This window comes from Thioclava sp. ISO4 (assembly GCF_058105145.1).
Map to the genome: position 1 here is coordinate 276204 of NZ_CM176571.1, position 15595 is coordinate 291798.

12 protein-coding genes are annotated in these 15595 nt (G+C 64.8%); 4 read left to right on the forward strand and 8 right to left on the reverse strand.

Annotation, left to right across the window (positions count from 1 at the left end; all coding sequences use genetic code 11):
* Positions 1 to 41: 41 nt before the first annotated feature.
* Both AC2TZ7_RS01470 and AC2TZ7_RS01475 read right to left on the reverse strand, forming a co-directional pair.
* Positions 42 to 1586: an ATP-dependent DNA helicase gene (locus AC2TZ7_RS01470; protein WP_489865641.1), complete on the reverse strand. Its 1545-nt coding sequence runs from the start codon at positions 1584 to 1586 to the stop codon at positions 42 to 44.
* 145 nt (positions 1587 to 1731) lie between these two features.
* Positions 1732 to 3702 (reverse strand): protein meaA, encoded by a 1971-nt coding sequence (locus AC2TZ7_RS01475; RefSeq protein WP_489865642.1) that lies wholly within the window; start codon positions 3700 to 3702, stop codon positions 1732 to 1734.
* 295 nt (positions 3703 to 3997) lie between these two features.
* On the opposite strand from AC2TZ7_RS01475, the gene ccrA reads away from it, so the two are divergent.
* Positions 3998 to 5290, forward strand: a complete 1293-nt coding sequence (gene ccrA / locus AC2TZ7_RS01480) for a crotonyl-CoA carboxylase/reductase (protein ID WP_098412139.1) — start codon at positions 3998 to 4000, stop codon at positions 5288 to 5290.
* A gap of 288 nt (positions 5291 to 5578) precedes the next feature.
* On the opposite strand, the gene AC2TZ7_RS01485 is transcribed toward ccrA, so the two are convergent.
* From AC2TZ7_RS01485 to AC2TZ7_RS01495, 3 genes are all read right to left on the reverse strand, one after another.
* Positions 5579 to 6361, reverse strand: a complete 783-nt coding sequence (locus AC2TZ7_RS01485; RefSeq protein ID WP_083077974.1) for an ATP-binding cassette domain-containing protein — start codon at positions 6359 to 6361, stop codon at positions 5579 to 5581.
* Positions 6358 to 7434, reverse strand: coding sequence for an ABC transporter permease (locus AC2TZ7_RS01490; RefSeq protein WP_489865643.1), 1077 nt, complete (start codon positions 7432 to 7434; stop codon positions 6358 to 6360). Before AC2TZ7_RS01490 ends, AC2TZ7_RS01485 begins: the two co-directional genes overlap by 4 nt.
* 102 nt (positions 7435 to 7536) lie before the next feature.
* Positions 7537 to 8547, reverse strand: coding sequence for a sugar ABC transporter substrate-binding protein (locus AC2TZ7_RS01495; RefSeq protein WP_489866773.1), 1011 nt, complete (start codon positions 8545 to 8547; stop codon positions 7537 to 7539).
* Positions 8548 to 8734: 187 nt separating this feature from the next.
* Here AC2TZ7_RS01495 and AC2TZ7_RS01500 point away from each other — a divergent pair, with 187 nt between their 5' ends.
* A complete protein-coding gene (locus AC2TZ7_RS01500) occupies positions 8735 to 9949 on the forward strand; it encodes an ROK family transcriptional regulator (protein ID WP_489865644.1) in 1215 nt (404 codons plus the stop codon).
* Here the strand turns inward: AC2TZ7_RS01500 and AC2TZ7_RS01505 are convergent.
* Positions 9937 to 11316 carry a sensor histidine kinase gene (locus AC2TZ7_RS01505; protein ID WP_489865645.1) on the reverse strand — a complete coding sequence of 460 codons (1380 nt, stop codon included), beginning with the start codon at positions 11314 to 11316 and terminating at the stop codon, positions 9937 to 9939. The two genes, AC2TZ7_RS01500 and AC2TZ7_RS01505, sit on opposite strands and share 13 nt — an antisense overlap.
* On the reverse strand, positions 11316 to 11987 hold the full coding sequence (locus AC2TZ7_RS01510) for a winged helix-turn-helix domain-containing protein (RefSeq protein WP_489865646.1): 672 nt from the start codon (positions 11985 to 11987) through the stop codon (positions 11316 to 11318). The genes AC2TZ7_RS01505 and AC2TZ7_RS01510 overlap by 1 nt, the downstream gene beginning before the upstream one ends.
* Before the next feature lie 165 nt (positions 11988 to 12152).
* Here AC2TZ7_RS01510 and AC2TZ7_RS01515 point away from each other — a divergent pair, with 165 nt between their 5' ends.
* Positions 12153 to 13307 (forward strand): S1C family serine protease, encoded by a 1155-nt coding sequence (locus tag AC2TZ7_RS01515; protein ID WP_489865647.1) that lies wholly within the window; start codon positions 12153 to 12155, stop codon positions 13305 to 13307.
* A 70-nt stretch (positions 13308 to 13377) separates the two neighbouring features.
* On the opposite strand, the gene AC2TZ7_RS01520 is transcribed toward AC2TZ7_RS01515, so the two are convergent.
* A complete protein-coding gene (locus tag AC2TZ7_RS01520) occupies positions 13378 to 15033 on the reverse strand; it encodes an ArnT family glycosyltransferase (protein ID WP_489865648.1) in 1656 nt (551 codons plus the stop codon).
* A 187-nt stretch (positions 15034 to 15220) separates the two neighbouring features.
* On the opposite strand from AC2TZ7_RS01520, the gene AC2TZ7_RS01525 reads away from it, so the two are divergent.
* Positions 15221 to 15490 (forward strand): YMGG-like glycine zipper-containing protein, encoded by a 270-nt coding sequence (locus tag AC2TZ7_RS01525; protein WP_098412143.1) that lies wholly within the window; start codon positions 15221 to 15223, stop codon positions 15488 to 15490.
* The last annotated feature ends 105 nt before the right edge of the window (positions 15491 to 15595 follow it).

Here is a 15595-nt window from a genome sequence, read left to right on the forward strand (position 1 = left end):
CCTTCGCCTTGGCTCAAATATCCCCGCCGGAGGCTCCTGCCCTATCCGTCCTGCGGCTCGGCTTTCAGTTCCAGCTTACCGCCGCCTTTCGGCAGATCGTCAATGGTCAGCGGCGCCGAGGGCCGCGCCAGCCGCGCCCGCACCACCCACAAGAGCCGATGCTGCGCCCGGGTGATCGCGACATAGGCCAGCCGCTTCCACAGCGGGATACCCGCCTCGACGCGCCCTGCCCTGTAGGCCGCGTAGATATCCGGCGCGAAGACCTGAACGTCCTCCCATTGCGAGCCCTGCGCCTTGTGGATCGTCACCGCCGCGCCATGCAGGAAGGTCGCGCCCATCCGGGCCGCGAAAGGAATGAACGGCTCCTCCTCGTCGGGCATCTCGATCTTCACGATCGAGGCCGCCGAGAGCCGCGGGTCTTCCGCCCCCATCACATGCAGCCGCGAGAAACCGGGCTTCTTGCCGGGGCCGAGATAGATCACCTGCGCACCCTTGATCAGGCCGCGCGCCTCCAGATCGATCCGCTTCTTGCGGTGCTTCACCGGCAGTTCGATCCCGTCGCAGATCAAGGGCTCGCCCGGCAGCATCATGTCGGCCGGGGCGGAATGGGCGGCGCGGAAGGCATGGATCAGCCGGATCCGCGTGGCGTTACGCCAGACCAGCACCGGCGAGCGCGCCATCAGATCGCTTTCCACCCGCTCGGCCCAGACGACGCGGTCGTCCTTGGCGGCGGCCTTCTCGATCTCGCGCTCGAACTGCTCGAAGGTGAGGCTCTCATCGCCCAACATATGCGCCAGATCGAGGATCGGGTTATCCTCGGCCTGCCGGTGGATGCGGTGCAGGATGTGTTTCCGCTCGTCGGGCAGGCGCTCGAACACCATCTCGCCCGACTGGTTCACGGGCGCCAGCTGCGCCGGGTCGCCGAACAGCACCAGCGTCGGGAAAATCTCGCGCAGATCGTCGAACTGGCGCTCGTCGAGCATCGAGGCCTCGTCGACGAAACCGATATCGAGCGGGTCTTCGCGCCGCTTCCAGCCATTGATGAAATCCGAGCCGCGCAGCCCCGCCGAAGCCAGCGCCGCCGGGATCGACTTGTGCAACTCGTAGAAGGCTTTCGCCCGGTCGAGCGTCGCTTCGGTCAGGCCCATTTCGATCAGCAATTCGGGCTTGGGCCGCTCGCCCTGCCCGGTCAGCCATTCCGCGATCCGCTCGTATTCCGGGTCGTAGACCGGCGTGTAGAGAATGCGGTGGATCGTCGTCGCGGGCACGCCGCGCGAGCGCAACACGCTCGCCGCCTTGTTCGTGGGCGCGAGGATCGCCAGTGTGCGCTTTTCCTTGCGCCGCTTGCCCTCGAAATCGCCCGAGACCAGATCGACGCCTGCCGCCTCCAGCGCTTTATAAAGCTCCGCCAGAAGCAGCGTCTTGCCCGACCCCGCCTTGCCGATCACCGAAAGCACGCGTTTGCTGCCGCTTTCGGGCGTCATCGCGCCTTCGAGAATATCGACCCCCGCCGCCTCGAGCGCGGAAGCAACGGCATCCCAAGCCTCGGCCTGGTCCTCGGAAAACTGGATCATGGGGGTCGTCATGGCGCGACCTTACCTGCGCGCCTTGGCGGGCGGAAGGGCGAAAGGGCGCGGTTTTCGCGGGGTCCGACGCCGGGAGCCTCCGGCGGGGATATTTGGGTCGAGAAGAAGACGCCTGCTTCTTCCCGATCCCAAATGGGCTGCGCGCTCAGGCGGCTTTTTCGGCCGGGGTCGCGAGCGTCACGATATCCATCATGATCCGGTTCAGCTCGAAATCCTTGGGCGTGTAGACGCGCGCGACGCCGAAGCTCAGGAGCTTCTTCGCGTCCTCATCCGGGATGATCCCGCCGACGACGACCGGGACATGGTCGAGGCCAGCCGCGCGCATCCGCTCCATCAGTTCCTCGATCAGCGGCATATGCGAGCCCGACAGGATCGACAGCCCCACCACATGCGCCTCGTCCTCGATTGCCTTGGCGACGATCTGTTCGGGCGTCAGACGGATGCCGTCATAGGTGATATCCATGCCGCAGTCGCGGGCGCGGAAGGCGATCTGCTCGGCGCCGTTCGAGTGACCGTCGAGGCCCGGCTTGCCGACGAGGAATTTCAGGCGGCGGCCCAGCTGCGAGCTCACCGCATCCACGGCCTCGCGGATATCGTCGAGCCCTTCGGTCTGGTTCGAGGGCGAGCGCGAGACGCCCGTGGGGCCGCGATACTCGCCATGAACGGCGCGCATCACGCCCGCCCATTCGCCCGTGGTCGCGCCCGCCTTGGCGGCGGCGATCGAGGCTTCCATGATGTTCTTTCCGGCCTTCGCGTCCGCCTTGAGCTGAGTGAGTGCGGCCTGCACCGCGGTCTCGTCACGCTCGGCACGCCAGGCGTTCAGACGGTCGATCTGCTCCTGCTCCACCGCCGGGTCGACGACCATGATGCCGCCATCGCCTGCAGTCAGCGGCGAGGGCTCGCCCTGCTGCCAGCGGTTCACGCCGACGACGATGGTTTCCTCGGCTTCGATCCGGTTGATCCGCGCGGCGTTCGATTCCACCAGACGCGACTTCATGTAGTCGATCGCGGCAATCGCGCCGCCCATACCGTCGAGCGTTTCCAACTCGGCGCGCGCGCCGTCCTTCAGCGCCTCGACCTTGGCGGTCACGGCCGGGTTGCCGTCGAACAGATCGCCATATTCCAGAAGGTCGGTTTCATAGGCCATGATCTGCTGCATCCGGAGCGACCATTGCTGATCCCAGGGGCGCGGCAGGCCGAGCGCTTCGTTCCACGCAGGCAGCTGCACCGCACGGGCGCGGGCGTTTTTCGACAGCGTCACGGCCAGCATCTCGATCAGGATACGGTAGACGTTGTTCTCGGGCTGCTGTTCGGTCAGGCCGAGCGAGTTCACCTGCACGCCATAGCGGAAGCGGCGGAATTTTTCGTCCTCGACGCCGTAGCGATCACGGCAGATTTCGTCCCACAGCTCGGTGAAGGCGCGCATCTTGCACATCTCGGTCACGAAGCGGATGCCCGCATTCACGAAGAAGGAGATCCGCCCGACCATCGCGGGGAAAGCCTCTTCCGGCACCTTGGTTTTCAGGTCGTCCAGCACAGCGATGGCGGTCGCGAGCGCGAAGGCCAGCTCTTGCTGCGGCGTCGCCCCCGCCTCCTGCAGGTGGTAGGAACACACGTTCATCGGGTTCCATTTCGGCAGGTGCTCGCGGGTATAGGCCGCGACATCGGTGATCATCGCGAGCGAGGGCTTCGGCGGGCAGATATAGGTGCCGCGCGACAGGTATTCTTTCACCAGATCGTTCTGCACCGTGCCCTGCAGCTTCGACACATCCGCGCCCTGCTCCTCGGCCACCGCGATATAGAGCGACAAGAGCCATGGCGCGGTCGCGTTGATCGTCATCGAAGTGTTCATCTGTTCGAGCGGAATTTCATCGAACAGCGCGCGCATGTCGCCCAGATGGCAGACCGGCACACCGACCTTGCCCACCTCGCCGCGCGACAGGACATGATCGCTGTCATAGCCGGTCTGGGTCGGCAGGTCGAAAGCCACGGAGAGGCCCGTCTGCCCCTTGGCGAGGTTGTTGCGATAGAGCGCATTCGAGGCGGCGGCCGTGGAATGGCCCGCATAGGTGCGAAACAGCCAGGGGCGGTCTTTGGCGGGCATCGTGTCGGTCATGGCGGCCTCCATCGGAATACGAATCTTCGTTGCGCAATATTGTTGCGCGTTGGGATGGTTTAAATTGAATTTTGTGATCCTGTCAATTCGCTGCAACGCGGCGTGGCTGGCTTTCACGCAGCGTCCGCAGCGCGAGGCTTGATAAATAGGGGTTTGCCCGCAGCTATAAAATCGCGAGGGACATAAAATTACAAAAACGGAACGTCAGGGATTGAAAAGTTGCGCAGCCATGCGTATCCCTCTGAACGAACACCGCCCGATTCTGCGGCGCGGCAAGGACAGACAGGAGAGAGCCATGGCCCTTGATCAGGAAACCGGTATCGCGCCCTACGATGCGCCGGAGAAGGACCTCTACGAGATCGGCGAGATGCCGCCCCTCGGCTACGTCCCCCCGAAAATGTACGCTTGGGCGATCCGTCGCGAACGCCATGGCGAGCCCGAGCAGTCGTTCCAGCAGGAAGTCGTCGACACCTGGGAGATCGACAGCCACGAAGTGCTCGTCCTCGTGATGGCCGCGGGCGTGAACTATAACGGCGTCTGGGCCGGTCTCGGCGTGCCGATCTCGCCCTTCGACGGCCACAAGCAGCCCTATCACATCGCGGGCTCCGACGCGGCGGGCATCGTCTGGAAAGTGGGCGACAAGGTCAAACGCTGGAAAGTCGGCGACGAGGTGGTGATCCACTGCAATCAGGACGATGGCGACGACGAGGAGTGCAACGGCGGCGACCCGATGTTCTCGCCCAGCCAGCGGATCTGGGGCTACGAGACGCATGACGGCTCGTTCTCGCAGTTCACCCGGGTGCAGGCGCAGCAGCTGATGCCGCGCCCGAAGCACCTGACCTGGGAAGAGAGCGCCTGCTACACGCTGACGCTGGCCACCGCCTACCGGATGCTGTTCGGTCACCACCCGCATGAGCTCAAGCCCGGCCAGAACGTGCTGGTCTGGGGCGCCTCGGGCGGTCTGGGCTCCTACGCGATCCAGCTTGCGAACACCGCAGGCGCCAACGCGATCGGCGTGATCTCGGACGAGAGCAAGCGTCAGTTCGTGATGGATCAGGGCGCCAAGGGCGTCATCAACCGCAAGGACTTCAAGTGCTGGGGTCAGCTGCCCACGGTCAACACGCCGGAATATAACGAGTGGCTGAAAGAGGCCCGCAAGTTCGGCAAGGCGATCTGGGACATCACCGGCAAGGGCGTGAACGTGGACATGGTCTTCGAACACCCCGGCGAGGCGACCTTCCCGGTCTCGACGCTGATCGTGAAGAAGGGCGGCATGGTCGTGATCTGCGCCGGCACCTCGGGCTTCAACTGCACCTTCGACGTGCGCTACATGTGGATGCACCAGAAGCGCCTTCAGGGCTCGCACTTCGCCAACCTCAAGCAGGCGGCCTCGGCCAACAAGCTGATGGTGGAGCGGCGTCTGGACCCCTGCATGTCCGAGGTTTTCCCGTGGGATCAGATCCCGCAGGCCCATACCAAGATGCTGCGCAACGAGCATAAGCCGGGCAACATGGCGGTGCTGGTTCAGGCCCCGAAGACCGGGCTGCGTACCTTCGAGGACGCGCTGGAAGCGGGTCGCCGCGGCTGACGATCCCTTGATGTTTCACGGGAAACCCGCGCTCGGGAGGGCGCGGGGTTTCTTTTGGGGCTGAGGGGTGCGCCCGAGCCTTGGGTGGGCGCTTTGATCGGTTCGTGGCTGAGCACTTTATCTCGCAAGCCCGTCGCTCATTCGTGCCTGCGCTGGCATCGCCAATGCGCCCTCCCAGGGGGAGGGTCGGGCGCGGCCCGGGGCTGGTCGCCCCGCGCCAAGGACACAGCCCCAAACGAAAAACGCCCGGCCGATCCGACCGGGCGTTTCGTGCTCTCTTGCCTGCTCTCAAGCGGCTTCGTTCGCATCCTCGGGCTGCTTCGCGCCGGTCATGTAGGCCACCGCATCCGACATAGAATGGTTCTTCGGATCGATCACGCAAAGCCGCTTGCCCAACCGGTGGACGTGGACCCGATCCGCCACCTCGAAGACGTGCGGCATGTTGTGCGAGATCAGGATGATCGGCAGACCTTTTGCCTTGAGATCGAGGATCAGGTTGAGCACCTGACGGCTTTCCTTCACGCCCAGCGCCGCCGTCGGTTCGTCCATGATGATCACCTTCGACCCGAAGGCCGCCGCGCGGGCCACCGCCACGCCCTGACGCTGGCCACCCGACAGCGTCTCGACCGCTTGATCGATGTCCTGAATGGTCGCCAGCCCCAGATCGTTGAGCTTCTCTCGGGCGAAGGCGCGCATCGCGGGTTTGTCGAGCATCCGCAGCCATTTGCCCATCGGACCGGCGCGGCGCAGCTCGCGCCCGACGAACATGTTATCCACGATCGACAGCGCGGGAGAGAGCGCGAGAGTCTGGTAGACCGTCGCGATCCCCGCATCCTGCGCCTCGAGCGGGCTCTTGAAGGAGATCGATTTGCCTTCGAGCTTGATCTCGCCCTCGTCGGCCGTAACGGCCCCGGAAATCGCCTTGATGAGCGAGGATTTCCCGGCCCCGTTATCGCCGATCACGGCAAGGATTTCGCCCGGGTAGAGATCGAAGTCGCATTCGTCGAGGGCGGTGACGCGGCCATAGCGTTTGACCAGACCGCGTGCGGTGAGAATGGGCTCTTGCGTCATGCCGAAACCTTTCTGATCCATTGGTCGATAGCGACCGCGATGATGATGAGCCAGCCGATGGCGAAGACCTGCCAGAGCACGTCCACATTCGCGAGCCGCAGCCCCGACTGGAACACGCCCACGATCAGCGCCCCGAACAATGCGCCGAGGATCGAGCCGCGCCCGCCGAAGAGCGAGATGCCCCCGATCACGACGGCGGTGATGGAATGCAGGTTCGCCTCGTAGAAGGCCTGCGGCGAGATCGAGCCCACGCGGCCGATCGATGCCCAGGCTGCGATCGCGCAGACGAGCCCGGCCAGACCGTAGACCGACAGCAGCGTGCGGTCGGTACGGATGCCGGCCAGTTCCGCCGCGTCCTTGTCGTCGCCCACGGCATAGACGTGGCGGCCCCAGGCGGTCTTGTTCAGCAGATACCAGAGCACGAGGAACACCACGACCATCAGGACCGACCCATAGGTCAGCCGCGCATTGCCGACGGTGATCGTGTTGCCGAAGAATTTCAGGAGGGGCGCGAACTTGTCGATATCCTGCGAACGGATCGACTGCGCGCCCGAAAGCCACAGGTTCAGCGCGTAGAAGATCGACCAGGTGCCGAGCGTGGTGATGAAGGGCGGCAGTTTCACCTTGGTGACGAGGAAGCCGTTCAGCAAACCGGCGCCGGTGCCGCCTGCGAAGGAAATCAGCAGCGCGATCGGTGCGGGCACGCCCATATAGACGGCAAGGTTACCCGCGATGACCGACATCAGCACCATGATCGCGGCCACCGACAGGTCGATGCCAGCGGTCAGGATAATCAGCGATTGCGCCGCAGCCAGCATCCCGATGATCGAGACCTGCTGCATGATCAGGGTCAGGTTGAAGGCCGAGAAGAACTTGTCCCCTGCGACCAGGCCGAACACGGCGACGGACAACAGCAGCACGATCACCGGCACCATCGTCGGATTGCCGTGCAGCCCGTGCTGGATCGTGCCGAGAAGCCCGCGTTTCTTAGTCTTGAAGGCCGCGACAGTCTTGTCGCTTTGGTCGAGGCCGTGCTCGAAGGACTGGCCGCGAGGCGGAACGGTCTGGGTCATGTCCGTCATCCTCTTTGTGCAATGTGGGGTGAAGGGCCGTCATCCGGCCCAATGGAAAGGGCCACCGCGCACGGGCGGCCCCTCCGATCTTTCAGGCGGGGATCAGCCCCAGCACTGCTTCAGGCCTTCTTCCGACGAGATCGAGTCGACGCCGTCGACCGGCTGGTCGGTGATCAGCGTCACGCCGGTGTTGTAGAAGTCGAGACCTTCGGAGTTCTGCGGCTTGGTGCCGTCCTTGGCGAAGGCCGCGATCGCTTCGATACCCATCGAGGCCATCTTCAGCGGGAACTGCATCGAGGTCGCGCCGATGATGCCTTCCTTGACGTTCTGCACGCCCGGGCAGCCGCCATCGACCGAAACGATGATCGCCTGATCCTGCATGCCGACCGATTTCAGCGCCTCATAGGCACCGGCCGCGGCGGGCTCGTTGATCGTGTAGACGACATTGATGCCCGGATCTTTCTGGAGAAGGTTCTCCATCGCGGTGCGGCCGCCCTGCTCGTTGCCGTTGGTCACGTCATGGCCGACGATGCGCGGATCGTCTTCGTCGCCGATCTTCTTGGGGTCTTTGATGTCGATGCCGAAGCCCTTCATGAAGCCCTGATCGCGCAGGTAATCCACCGAGACCTGGCTCGGGTTGAGGTCGAGGAAGCCGATCTTCGCATCCGCGGCCTTGTCGCCCATTTTCGCCTTGGCCCATTGGCCGATCAGCTCGCCTGCCTTGAAGTTGTCGGTGGCGAAGGTCGCATCGGCGGTGTCGGCGGGCTCGAACGGGGTGTCGAGCGCAATCACCAGCGCACCGGCGTCACGCGCCTTCTGCACCGCAGGCGCAAGCGCGCGGCTGTCGGACGGGGTGATCAGGATCCCCTTGGCGCCTGCCGCGATGCAGCTTTCGACCGCCGCGACCTGGCTTTCCACGTCGCCGTCGAGCTTGCCCGCATAGGTGTTGAGCGTGATGCCCATCTCTTTGGCCTTGGCCGTCGCACCCTCTTTCATCTTCACGAAGAAGGGGTTGGTGTCGGTCTTGGTGATCAGGCAGGCGGTGGTTTCCGCCCAAGCGCCCGTCGCCATCAGGCCAAGCGCGGTTGCACCGAGAATTGCGGTTTTCTTCATCATGTCAGGTCTCCTCCCAGAAACGAATTGAGCCGTCCCTCCGATCGGCTTCGAGGCAAATCATGTGCGAAGACGGGGCGACTCGTCAATAGATAAATCACGTGGATTTATTAATTGACAGAACACCCACTGGAAGCCGATAAATACTCAGCGTAACTTAAGCGCGAGCAGCCTCGGAGAATGAACTGTGCCCCAGCGCGTGATGGAAATGATCAAGACCGCCCCGGTGAAAATTGGCACGGATCATTCCTCAATGCGCAACCGCAACGAACGGCTGGTGATGTCACTGATTCGCCGCCGCGGCGCCCTCGCGAAATCCGAAATTGCGCGGATGACGGGCCTCTCGGCGCAGACCGTTTCCGTCATCATGCGCGCGCTCGAAGATGAAGGCTTCCTGCTGCGCTGCGACCCGGTGCGCGGCAAGGTCGGTCAGCCCACGGTGCCGATGCGCCTGAACCCGGATGGCGCCTATTTTCTGGGGCTGAAAGTCGGACGTCGCCGCACCGAAGTGATCTTGATCGACATGATGGGCACGCCGATCTCGCGCAGCGTCTCGCGCCACGACTACCCCACCGCCGCCGACACCATCGCCTTCGCCATCGACGCGATCGCCCGGATGGTGACGGAATTGCCCGCGTCGAAACGCGAGCGCATCTCGGGCCTCGGCATCGGCGCGCCCTTCCGGATGTGGGACTGGGGCGTGGCGCTCGGACTGGAAGAAAGTGCAATGGCCGATTGGCGCGAACGCGACATCCGCGCCGAGCTGGAGGCGATCTACCCCTTCCCCGTGGTGCTGGAAAACGACGCCTCCGCCGCCTGTTCGGCAGAGCTGTTGCTGGGCGACCAGACCCTGCCGGACGATTTCCTCTATGCGTTCGTGGGCTTCTTCGTGGGCGGCGGGCTGGTGATGAACGGCTCCCTTGTGACCGGTCCCAACAACAATGCGGGCGCGCTTGCCTCGATGCCGGTGCCCGACGGTCACGGCGGCCAGTGCCAGTTGCTCGACGTGGCCTCGCTCTCGGCCATCGAAGCGGCGATGGCGGAGCAGGGCCTCGATGCGAGTTTCCTCTGGGAGCGGCGCGATGTCTGGGATCTTCCCGAAGACATCGTCGAGGACTGGCTCGCGAAAGCGGCGCGCGGTCTCGCGACTGTCGCCGCCGCCTCGGCGGCGCTGTGCGACCTCGATGCGATGGTGATCGACGGCTGGATGCCCAACGATCTGCGCGCGCGGCTCGTCGCCGCCACCGAAGCGGAACTCGCGAAAATCAACCTCTCGGGCGCGGGCGTTCCGATCGTGCGCGAGGGTCAGGTGGGCCCCGATGCGCGCGCGCTGGGAGCCGCGACCCTGCCGCTGAGCCTGCGTTTCCTGACCGAGATCGACCTGCCCGATCAGGCCGACTGACCCGGCGCGGCGAAGCGCAGCGACACGATCAGGCCGGGGCGATTGTCGGACAGTTCCAGCTCCGCCTCATGCAGCCCCGCCACAGCATGAACCAGCGCAAGCCCCAGCCCGTTGCCCGGCGTCGTACGCGAGCGTTCCAGCCGATAAAGCCTGCGCAGAACCTTCTCGCGCTCGGCTGCAGGAATCCCGGGGCCATGGTCGGCTACGCTGAGAATAATCGCGCCGTTCTCGCGCGACAGGCGCACCGTGATCTGCGGCGCAGGGCCACCGTGACGGATCGCATTCTCGATCAGGTTCGACAGCATCTGCCCCAGCAGCCCGCGATCGCCATGCACCATCAGCGGCGCATCGGGCCGTTGCAGGGTCAGCGCCCCGCCCGCCTCTTCGGCGCTCGCCTCGTAAAGCTCGGTGATATCGGCCGCGAGCGCGCCCAGATCGACCCGCGCAAACCGCGCCTTCGGACTGCCGCCTTCGATCTGAGCGATCCGCAGCTGCGAGTGGAACACGGCCACCGCGCGTTCGGCCTCGGTGCCCGCCTGCTCGGCCAGCGCCCGGGGCGGCGTATCCTCGGGCAAAGCTTCCTTCAGCTCCGACAGAAGCACGGAGATCCGCTGCATCGGCGTCTTTAGGTCATGCGCGATATCGGCGGAGACCTGACGCAGCGCCGCCACCGTCGCCTCCTGCGTCTCGGCCATCACGTTCAGCCGCGCCCCGATCCGTGCGAGGTCGTCGCCGCGCTTAGCCTTGATCTCGTCACGCGGCACCCGCGCCTCCAGCCGCCCTTCGGTCAGATCGTCGAGCGTCTCCTCGATCGCGCTCACCCGCTTGCGCGCCCGCATCCCGACCCACGCGCCATAGGCGGCAGAGACCAGAAGCGACGGCACGAAGGAGAAGACGAGGATCGCGAGGAAGGTCGAGGTCAATTCCGCAATCGGCGCGCGGCTCTCGCCGATCACCAGCAAACCACCCGCGAGCGGCATGGTCAGCGTGAAATATCCATGTTTCGAGAGCGGCGCATATTCGGGATGCCGCGAGATGACCCAACGGTCGCCCTCATGCGTGACCCGCACATTGCCGACCTGCCGCCCGTCGGACATGACGAAGGCGATGGCGCGCTCGGACGGATCGGACGCCCGCGCCTCCGCCGAGACGATCACCGAGAGCGTCTCGGGGTTGGCCGCGACCTGAAACACCGCCGTCTGCTGCTTGAGATCGGCGCGGATCGAATCCTCGGTCGAGGAGCGCAGCGCGACATAGGCAAAGCCCAGCGTCACCAGAAGGATCGCGAAGACGATCCCCATCAGCCCGAGCGCCTGCCGCAGCGGCGTCGAGGCAAGGATTTCCGCGCGGTTCAGACGTGCCTTCATCAGCCCTCAATCCGGTAGCCCGCACCGCGAACGGTGTGGATGAGGTCACGGTCGAACGGCTTGTCGACCTTGTTCCGGAGCCGCGAGATATGGGTTTCGACGACATTGGTCTGCGGATCGAAATTCAGATCCCAAACGCCCTCCAGCAACATCGTCCGGGTCTGCACCCGACCCTTGCGGCGCAGCAGGAATTCCAGAAGCGAGAACTCCCGCGGCAGAAGGTCGATCTCCTGCCCGCCGCGCGTCACCTTGCGCGCGATCAGGTCCATCTTCAGATCGCCCGCCTCCAGCATCACCTGCTCCGACTGCGCCTGCGGGCGGCGCGCCAATGCAGCGAGCCGCGCCGACAGCTCGCCGAAGGCGAAGGGTTTCACGAGGTAATCGTCCGCGCCTGCGTTGAGCCCCTCGATCCGGTCATCCACCCCGCCGATCGCGGTCAGGAAGATGATCGGCGTCGTGACCTTCGCGGCGCGGATCGCGCGGGTGATCGAAAGCCCGTCCAGCTCGGGCAGCATCCGGTCCACGATCATCACGTCATAGCTGCCGCCCAGCGCTTGGGTCAGCCCGTCGCGGCCATTGGCGAGATGGTCGACCGTATGGCCCTCTTCGCGCAGGCCCCGCAGCACGTAATCGGCGGTGGTCGCGTCGTCTTCGATCAACAGCAGTTTCATCGCACTCGCTTTCTCGGTTCGCGACATATGTGGCCGATGCCACCGCACAAGTCACGCACCCCTCCCCTAAAGGTGAAAAGGATAACAGCTCTGCAATCTTCCCGCAGAGTTCCTGACAGGCTAGGCCCTCACATAGGGTGCATCCCTGTCAATAAGGAGAGAAAGATGCAGGACATTCGCAAAGCTCCCCTGCTGCGCACCCTCGCGACCACCGCAATGCTCGGCGCCGGCGTCGTGGCGACGAGCGGGCTCGCACTGGTCCCGAACGTGGCCGCCGCCGAAACCTTCACCAACACCGTCGATCTGGTGAAGAAGGTGATGCCCGCCGTGGTGACCATCGAGATCAAGAAGCAGGCCAACGATCAGGAAATGGCCCAGATGGGGATGCCGCAGGAGTTCCCCTTCGAGTTCTTCCAGCGTCGTTTCGGCATGCCCGACATGGGGCCCAACGGCCAGGGCCAGCAGATGCAACGTCCTGAGATCACCGGCCTCGGCACCGGCTTCATCATCCAGAAAGACGGCCATATCGTCACCAACGCCCATGTCGTCGACGGCGCAGAGAGCGTGAAGGTCACCTTCTCCGACGGCTCGACCGCAGATGCGAAAGTGATCGGCGAAGACAAGGCCACCGATATCGCGCTGATCAAGGTCGATACCGACAAGGACCTGCAGACCGTGGGCTTCGGCGACAGCCAGACCGCACAGGTCGGCGAGCCCGTCGTGGCGATCGGCAACCCGTTCGGCCTTGGCACCTCCGTGTCGACCGGCATCGTCTCGGCCAAGGGCCGCGACTTGAAATCGGGCCCGTTCGATAACTACATCCAGACCGACGCAGCCATCAACAAAGGCAACTCGGGTGGCCCGCTCTTTGACGCCCAAGGCGAAGTGATCGGCATGAACACCGCGATCCTGTCGCCCACCGGCGGCTCCGTCGGGATCGGTTTCTCGGTGCCCTCCGACACCATCAAGGGCGTCGTCGCCGATCTGCAGAATGACGGCACCGTCAAGCGCGGCTTCCTCGGCGTGCAGATTCAGCCGGTCAGCGAAGACATCGCGGCGGCGCTGGGTCTCGACAAGCCCGAAGGCGTGCTCGTGGCCGATGTGTCGCCCGATACGCCCGCGAAGAAAGCTGGCCTGAAGCGCGGCGACATCATCGTCGGCGTCGATGGCAAGCCGATGAAAGAGCCCCGCGATCTGACCCGTGCCATCGGGTCCGACGAGCCGGGCACCGAAGTGCAGCTCTCGCTGCTGCGCGCGAACAAGCCGCTCACGCTCTCCGTCACTCTTGATGAGCGGCCCACCGAGAAGACCAAGTCGTAATACTTGACGTCTATCGGTTAGAAGGCACGCCCGGAGCATCTGCTTCGGGCGTGACTTTTATTTTGAAGGGTCAGTTTGCGCTGTCGGGCGCGGAGGCCGGCCCAGTCTCGGGAGTAGCCTCGGGAGCAGCCTCGGGCGCGGCTTCAGCGGGCGGCGCGATCGTCTCGGCCACCTGATAGAGACGCCAGTCGTCCTGCCGGAAATGCCGCTCAGCAATCTGGCTGAGCCCGTCGACGCCCTCGATCGGCTTCGCCGCGAGCACGAGACCGCCGGGATGATCCGCCATCCAGCGCCCCAGATCGGCGCTGTTGCCAAGCACCGTCACGGGTTTCTCCAGCCGCGCGACAAACGAGAACTGCCCCGCATAGCCGCGATCGGTGGTGGCCACGCCATTCTCGGAATGCGCCGCGATCAGGCTCGCGATCGGGGCCGGATCGTAGACTTTCCAAAGGATCGGCCAGACCATGATCTGAATGGCGATCAGCACCAGCGGCGCGACGAATGCTTCCGCGAACCACCCCTGCCGCGCCTTCATCACGATCAGCGCGCCGCCCACGAGCAGCGCCACACCCGCAATCACGAAGAGCCACGAGCCGGTGCCCTCGGGCAGTTCCGGGAACGCCCCGAAATGCACCGATGCCGCAGCGATTGCCGTCGCTACGCCGGGCAGAAGCCACAGCAGGCGCAGCCAGCGCATCCGACGCTCTGCCGTGGGCAGCAGCCCCGACAGGATCAGCGCCAGCGCGGGCAGTTCCGGCACGAGGTAATGCGCCTGCTTGCCCGAAATCAGCGAGAAGGCGACGAAGGCGGTGGCGAACCAGACCGCCACCATGCGCGTGCCCGCATCCTCCCAAAGCCGCGAGGGTTTGAACGTGGCCAGCCCCGCGCGGCTCCAGCCCCACGGCCAGAGGAAGAAGGGCAGCAGCGCCACGAAGAACCAGACGGGGCGGCCATGGGCGAAGCTTTCCACCATCCGCCCGGCGCTTTGCTTCCACAGGATCTGCTCGCGATATTCCGCCCCGCCGAAGATGATCGCGGGGCCAAGCCACAGCAGCACGATGCCGAAACCGATCAGAAAACCGACCCCGATCCGCGCATACCATTGCTTGAGCGCGGGCCGCTCCGCCCCCGTCGCCCAAAGCGGCATCAGAAGCGCAGTCGGCAGCACATGCACCAGGATCACCGGCCCCTTGGCGAAGACGCCGAAAGCCAGCGCAATGCCGAGCCCGATCACCGGGGCGAAGCGATCCGTGTCGCGCATCGCCCAGACCGCGAGCATCCCCAGCAGCGTCGCCGCCGTCAGCATCGTGTCGAACATCGTCGTGGAGCCGAACAGCAGGAACACCCCGCTCGTCCCGAGGATCAGCGCGGCGAGCCCGGCGCGCTCGGGTTCCTCCGGCCAGAGCCTGCGCGCGAGCATCGCGACCAGCCCGACCGACAGCAGCCCGAAAGCTGGCGCGACCAGCCGCGCCGCCCATTCGCTGGGGCCCGTGACGCTCCAGACGATATTGATGAGCCAGAACAGAAGCGGCGGCTTGTCGGAATAGATGGCCCCGTTGAGATGCGGCACCAGCTTGGAGCCGCCCTGCCACATCTCCCAGGCGACGGTGACATAGCGCGTCTCGTCGATCGCCATCAGCGGGCGCATGACCATCAACACCACCGCGCTCAGCGCGAAAAGGAAAAGCGCCCCGATCAGGGGAACGCGCCAAGCGGTCGAACTCATAGGCGTGTCTTTCTGTCGTCTGTGTCGAAGGGTTCCATATTGCTTGACCCTCGAATGACCCCGCATGTCAAGCCACACGACCATCACGCCTGCAGGATGGGCGCTCAAAATGAATCAAGAAAAACTTGGAACTGCCCGGAGCGGGGCGACGTTGGATATCCGAAGATACAGAAGGGAGACACGTACCATGAAGAAGATGTTCCTTATCCTGCCGCTCAGCGCCACCGTTGCCGTCGCAGGCTGCCAGATGTCGCAACAAGACCGCGCTGCCGCGACCGGCGGTGTTGCCGGTGCCGCGATCGGCGCTGCTGTTTCGGATGACGGCGACCGCCTCCAGAACGCCGCGATCGGCGGCGCAGTCGGCACCGTTGCAGGCGCTCTGATCGGCAAAGCCAACGAGCCGGGTCAGTGCCGCTATCGCGACTCCTATGGCCGCGAGTACATCGCGCCCTGCTAAGGCCCCGCTACAGGTAACCTCGAAAACCGTTCGGACCCTCATCCGAACGGTTTTTTTCATGCGCGATTGGCGGAACGTGCCGCAGACGTGACAGGCGCGGATTGT

Coding starts and splice junctions, on each gene's coding strand:
- AC2TZ7_RS01490 (WP_489865643.1), bottom strand. CDS start 7,434: ATGACCCAGACCGTTCCGCCTCGCGGCCAGTCCTTCGAGCACGGCCTC.
- AC2TZ7_RS01470 (WP_489865641.1), bottom strand. CDS start 1,586: ATGACGACCCCCATGATCCAGTTTTCCGAGGACCAGGCCGAGGCTTGG.
- AC2TZ7_RS01485 (WP_083077974.1), bottom strand. CDS start 6,361: ATGACGCAAGAGCCCATTCTCACCGCACGCGGTCTGGTCAAACGCTAT.
- AC2TZ7_RS01495 (WP_489866773.1), bottom strand. CDS start 8,547: ATGAAGAAAACCGCAATTCTCGGTGCAACCGCGCTTGGCCTGATGGCG.
- AC2TZ7_RS01505 (WP_489865645.1), bottom strand. CDS start 11,316: ATGAAGGCACGTCTGAACCGCGCGGAAATCCTTGCCTCGACGCCGCTG.
- AC2TZ7_RS01510 (WP_489865646.1), bottom strand. CDS start 11,987: ATGAAACTGCTGTTGATCGAAGACGACGCGACCACCGCCGATTACGTG.
- AC2TZ7_RS01520 (WP_489865648.1), bottom strand. CDS start 15,033: ATGAGTTCGACCGCTTGGCGCGTTCCCCTGATCGGGGCGCTTTTCCTT.
- ccrA (WP_098412139.1), top strand. CDS start 3,998: ATGGCCCTTGATCAGGAAACCGGTATCGCGCCCTACGATGCGCCGGAG.
- AC2TZ7_RS01515 (WP_489865647.1), top strand. CDS start 12,153: ATGCAGGACATTCGCAAAGCTCCCCTGCTGCGCACCCTCGCGACCACC.
- AC2TZ7_RS01525 (WP_098412143.1), top strand. CDS start 15,221: ATGAAGAAGATGTTCCTTATCCTGCCGCTCAGCGCCACCGTTGCCGTC.
- AC2TZ7_RS01475 (WP_489865642.1), bottom strand. CDS start 3,702: ATGACCGACACGATGCCCGCCAAAGACCGCCCCTGGCTGTTTCGCACC.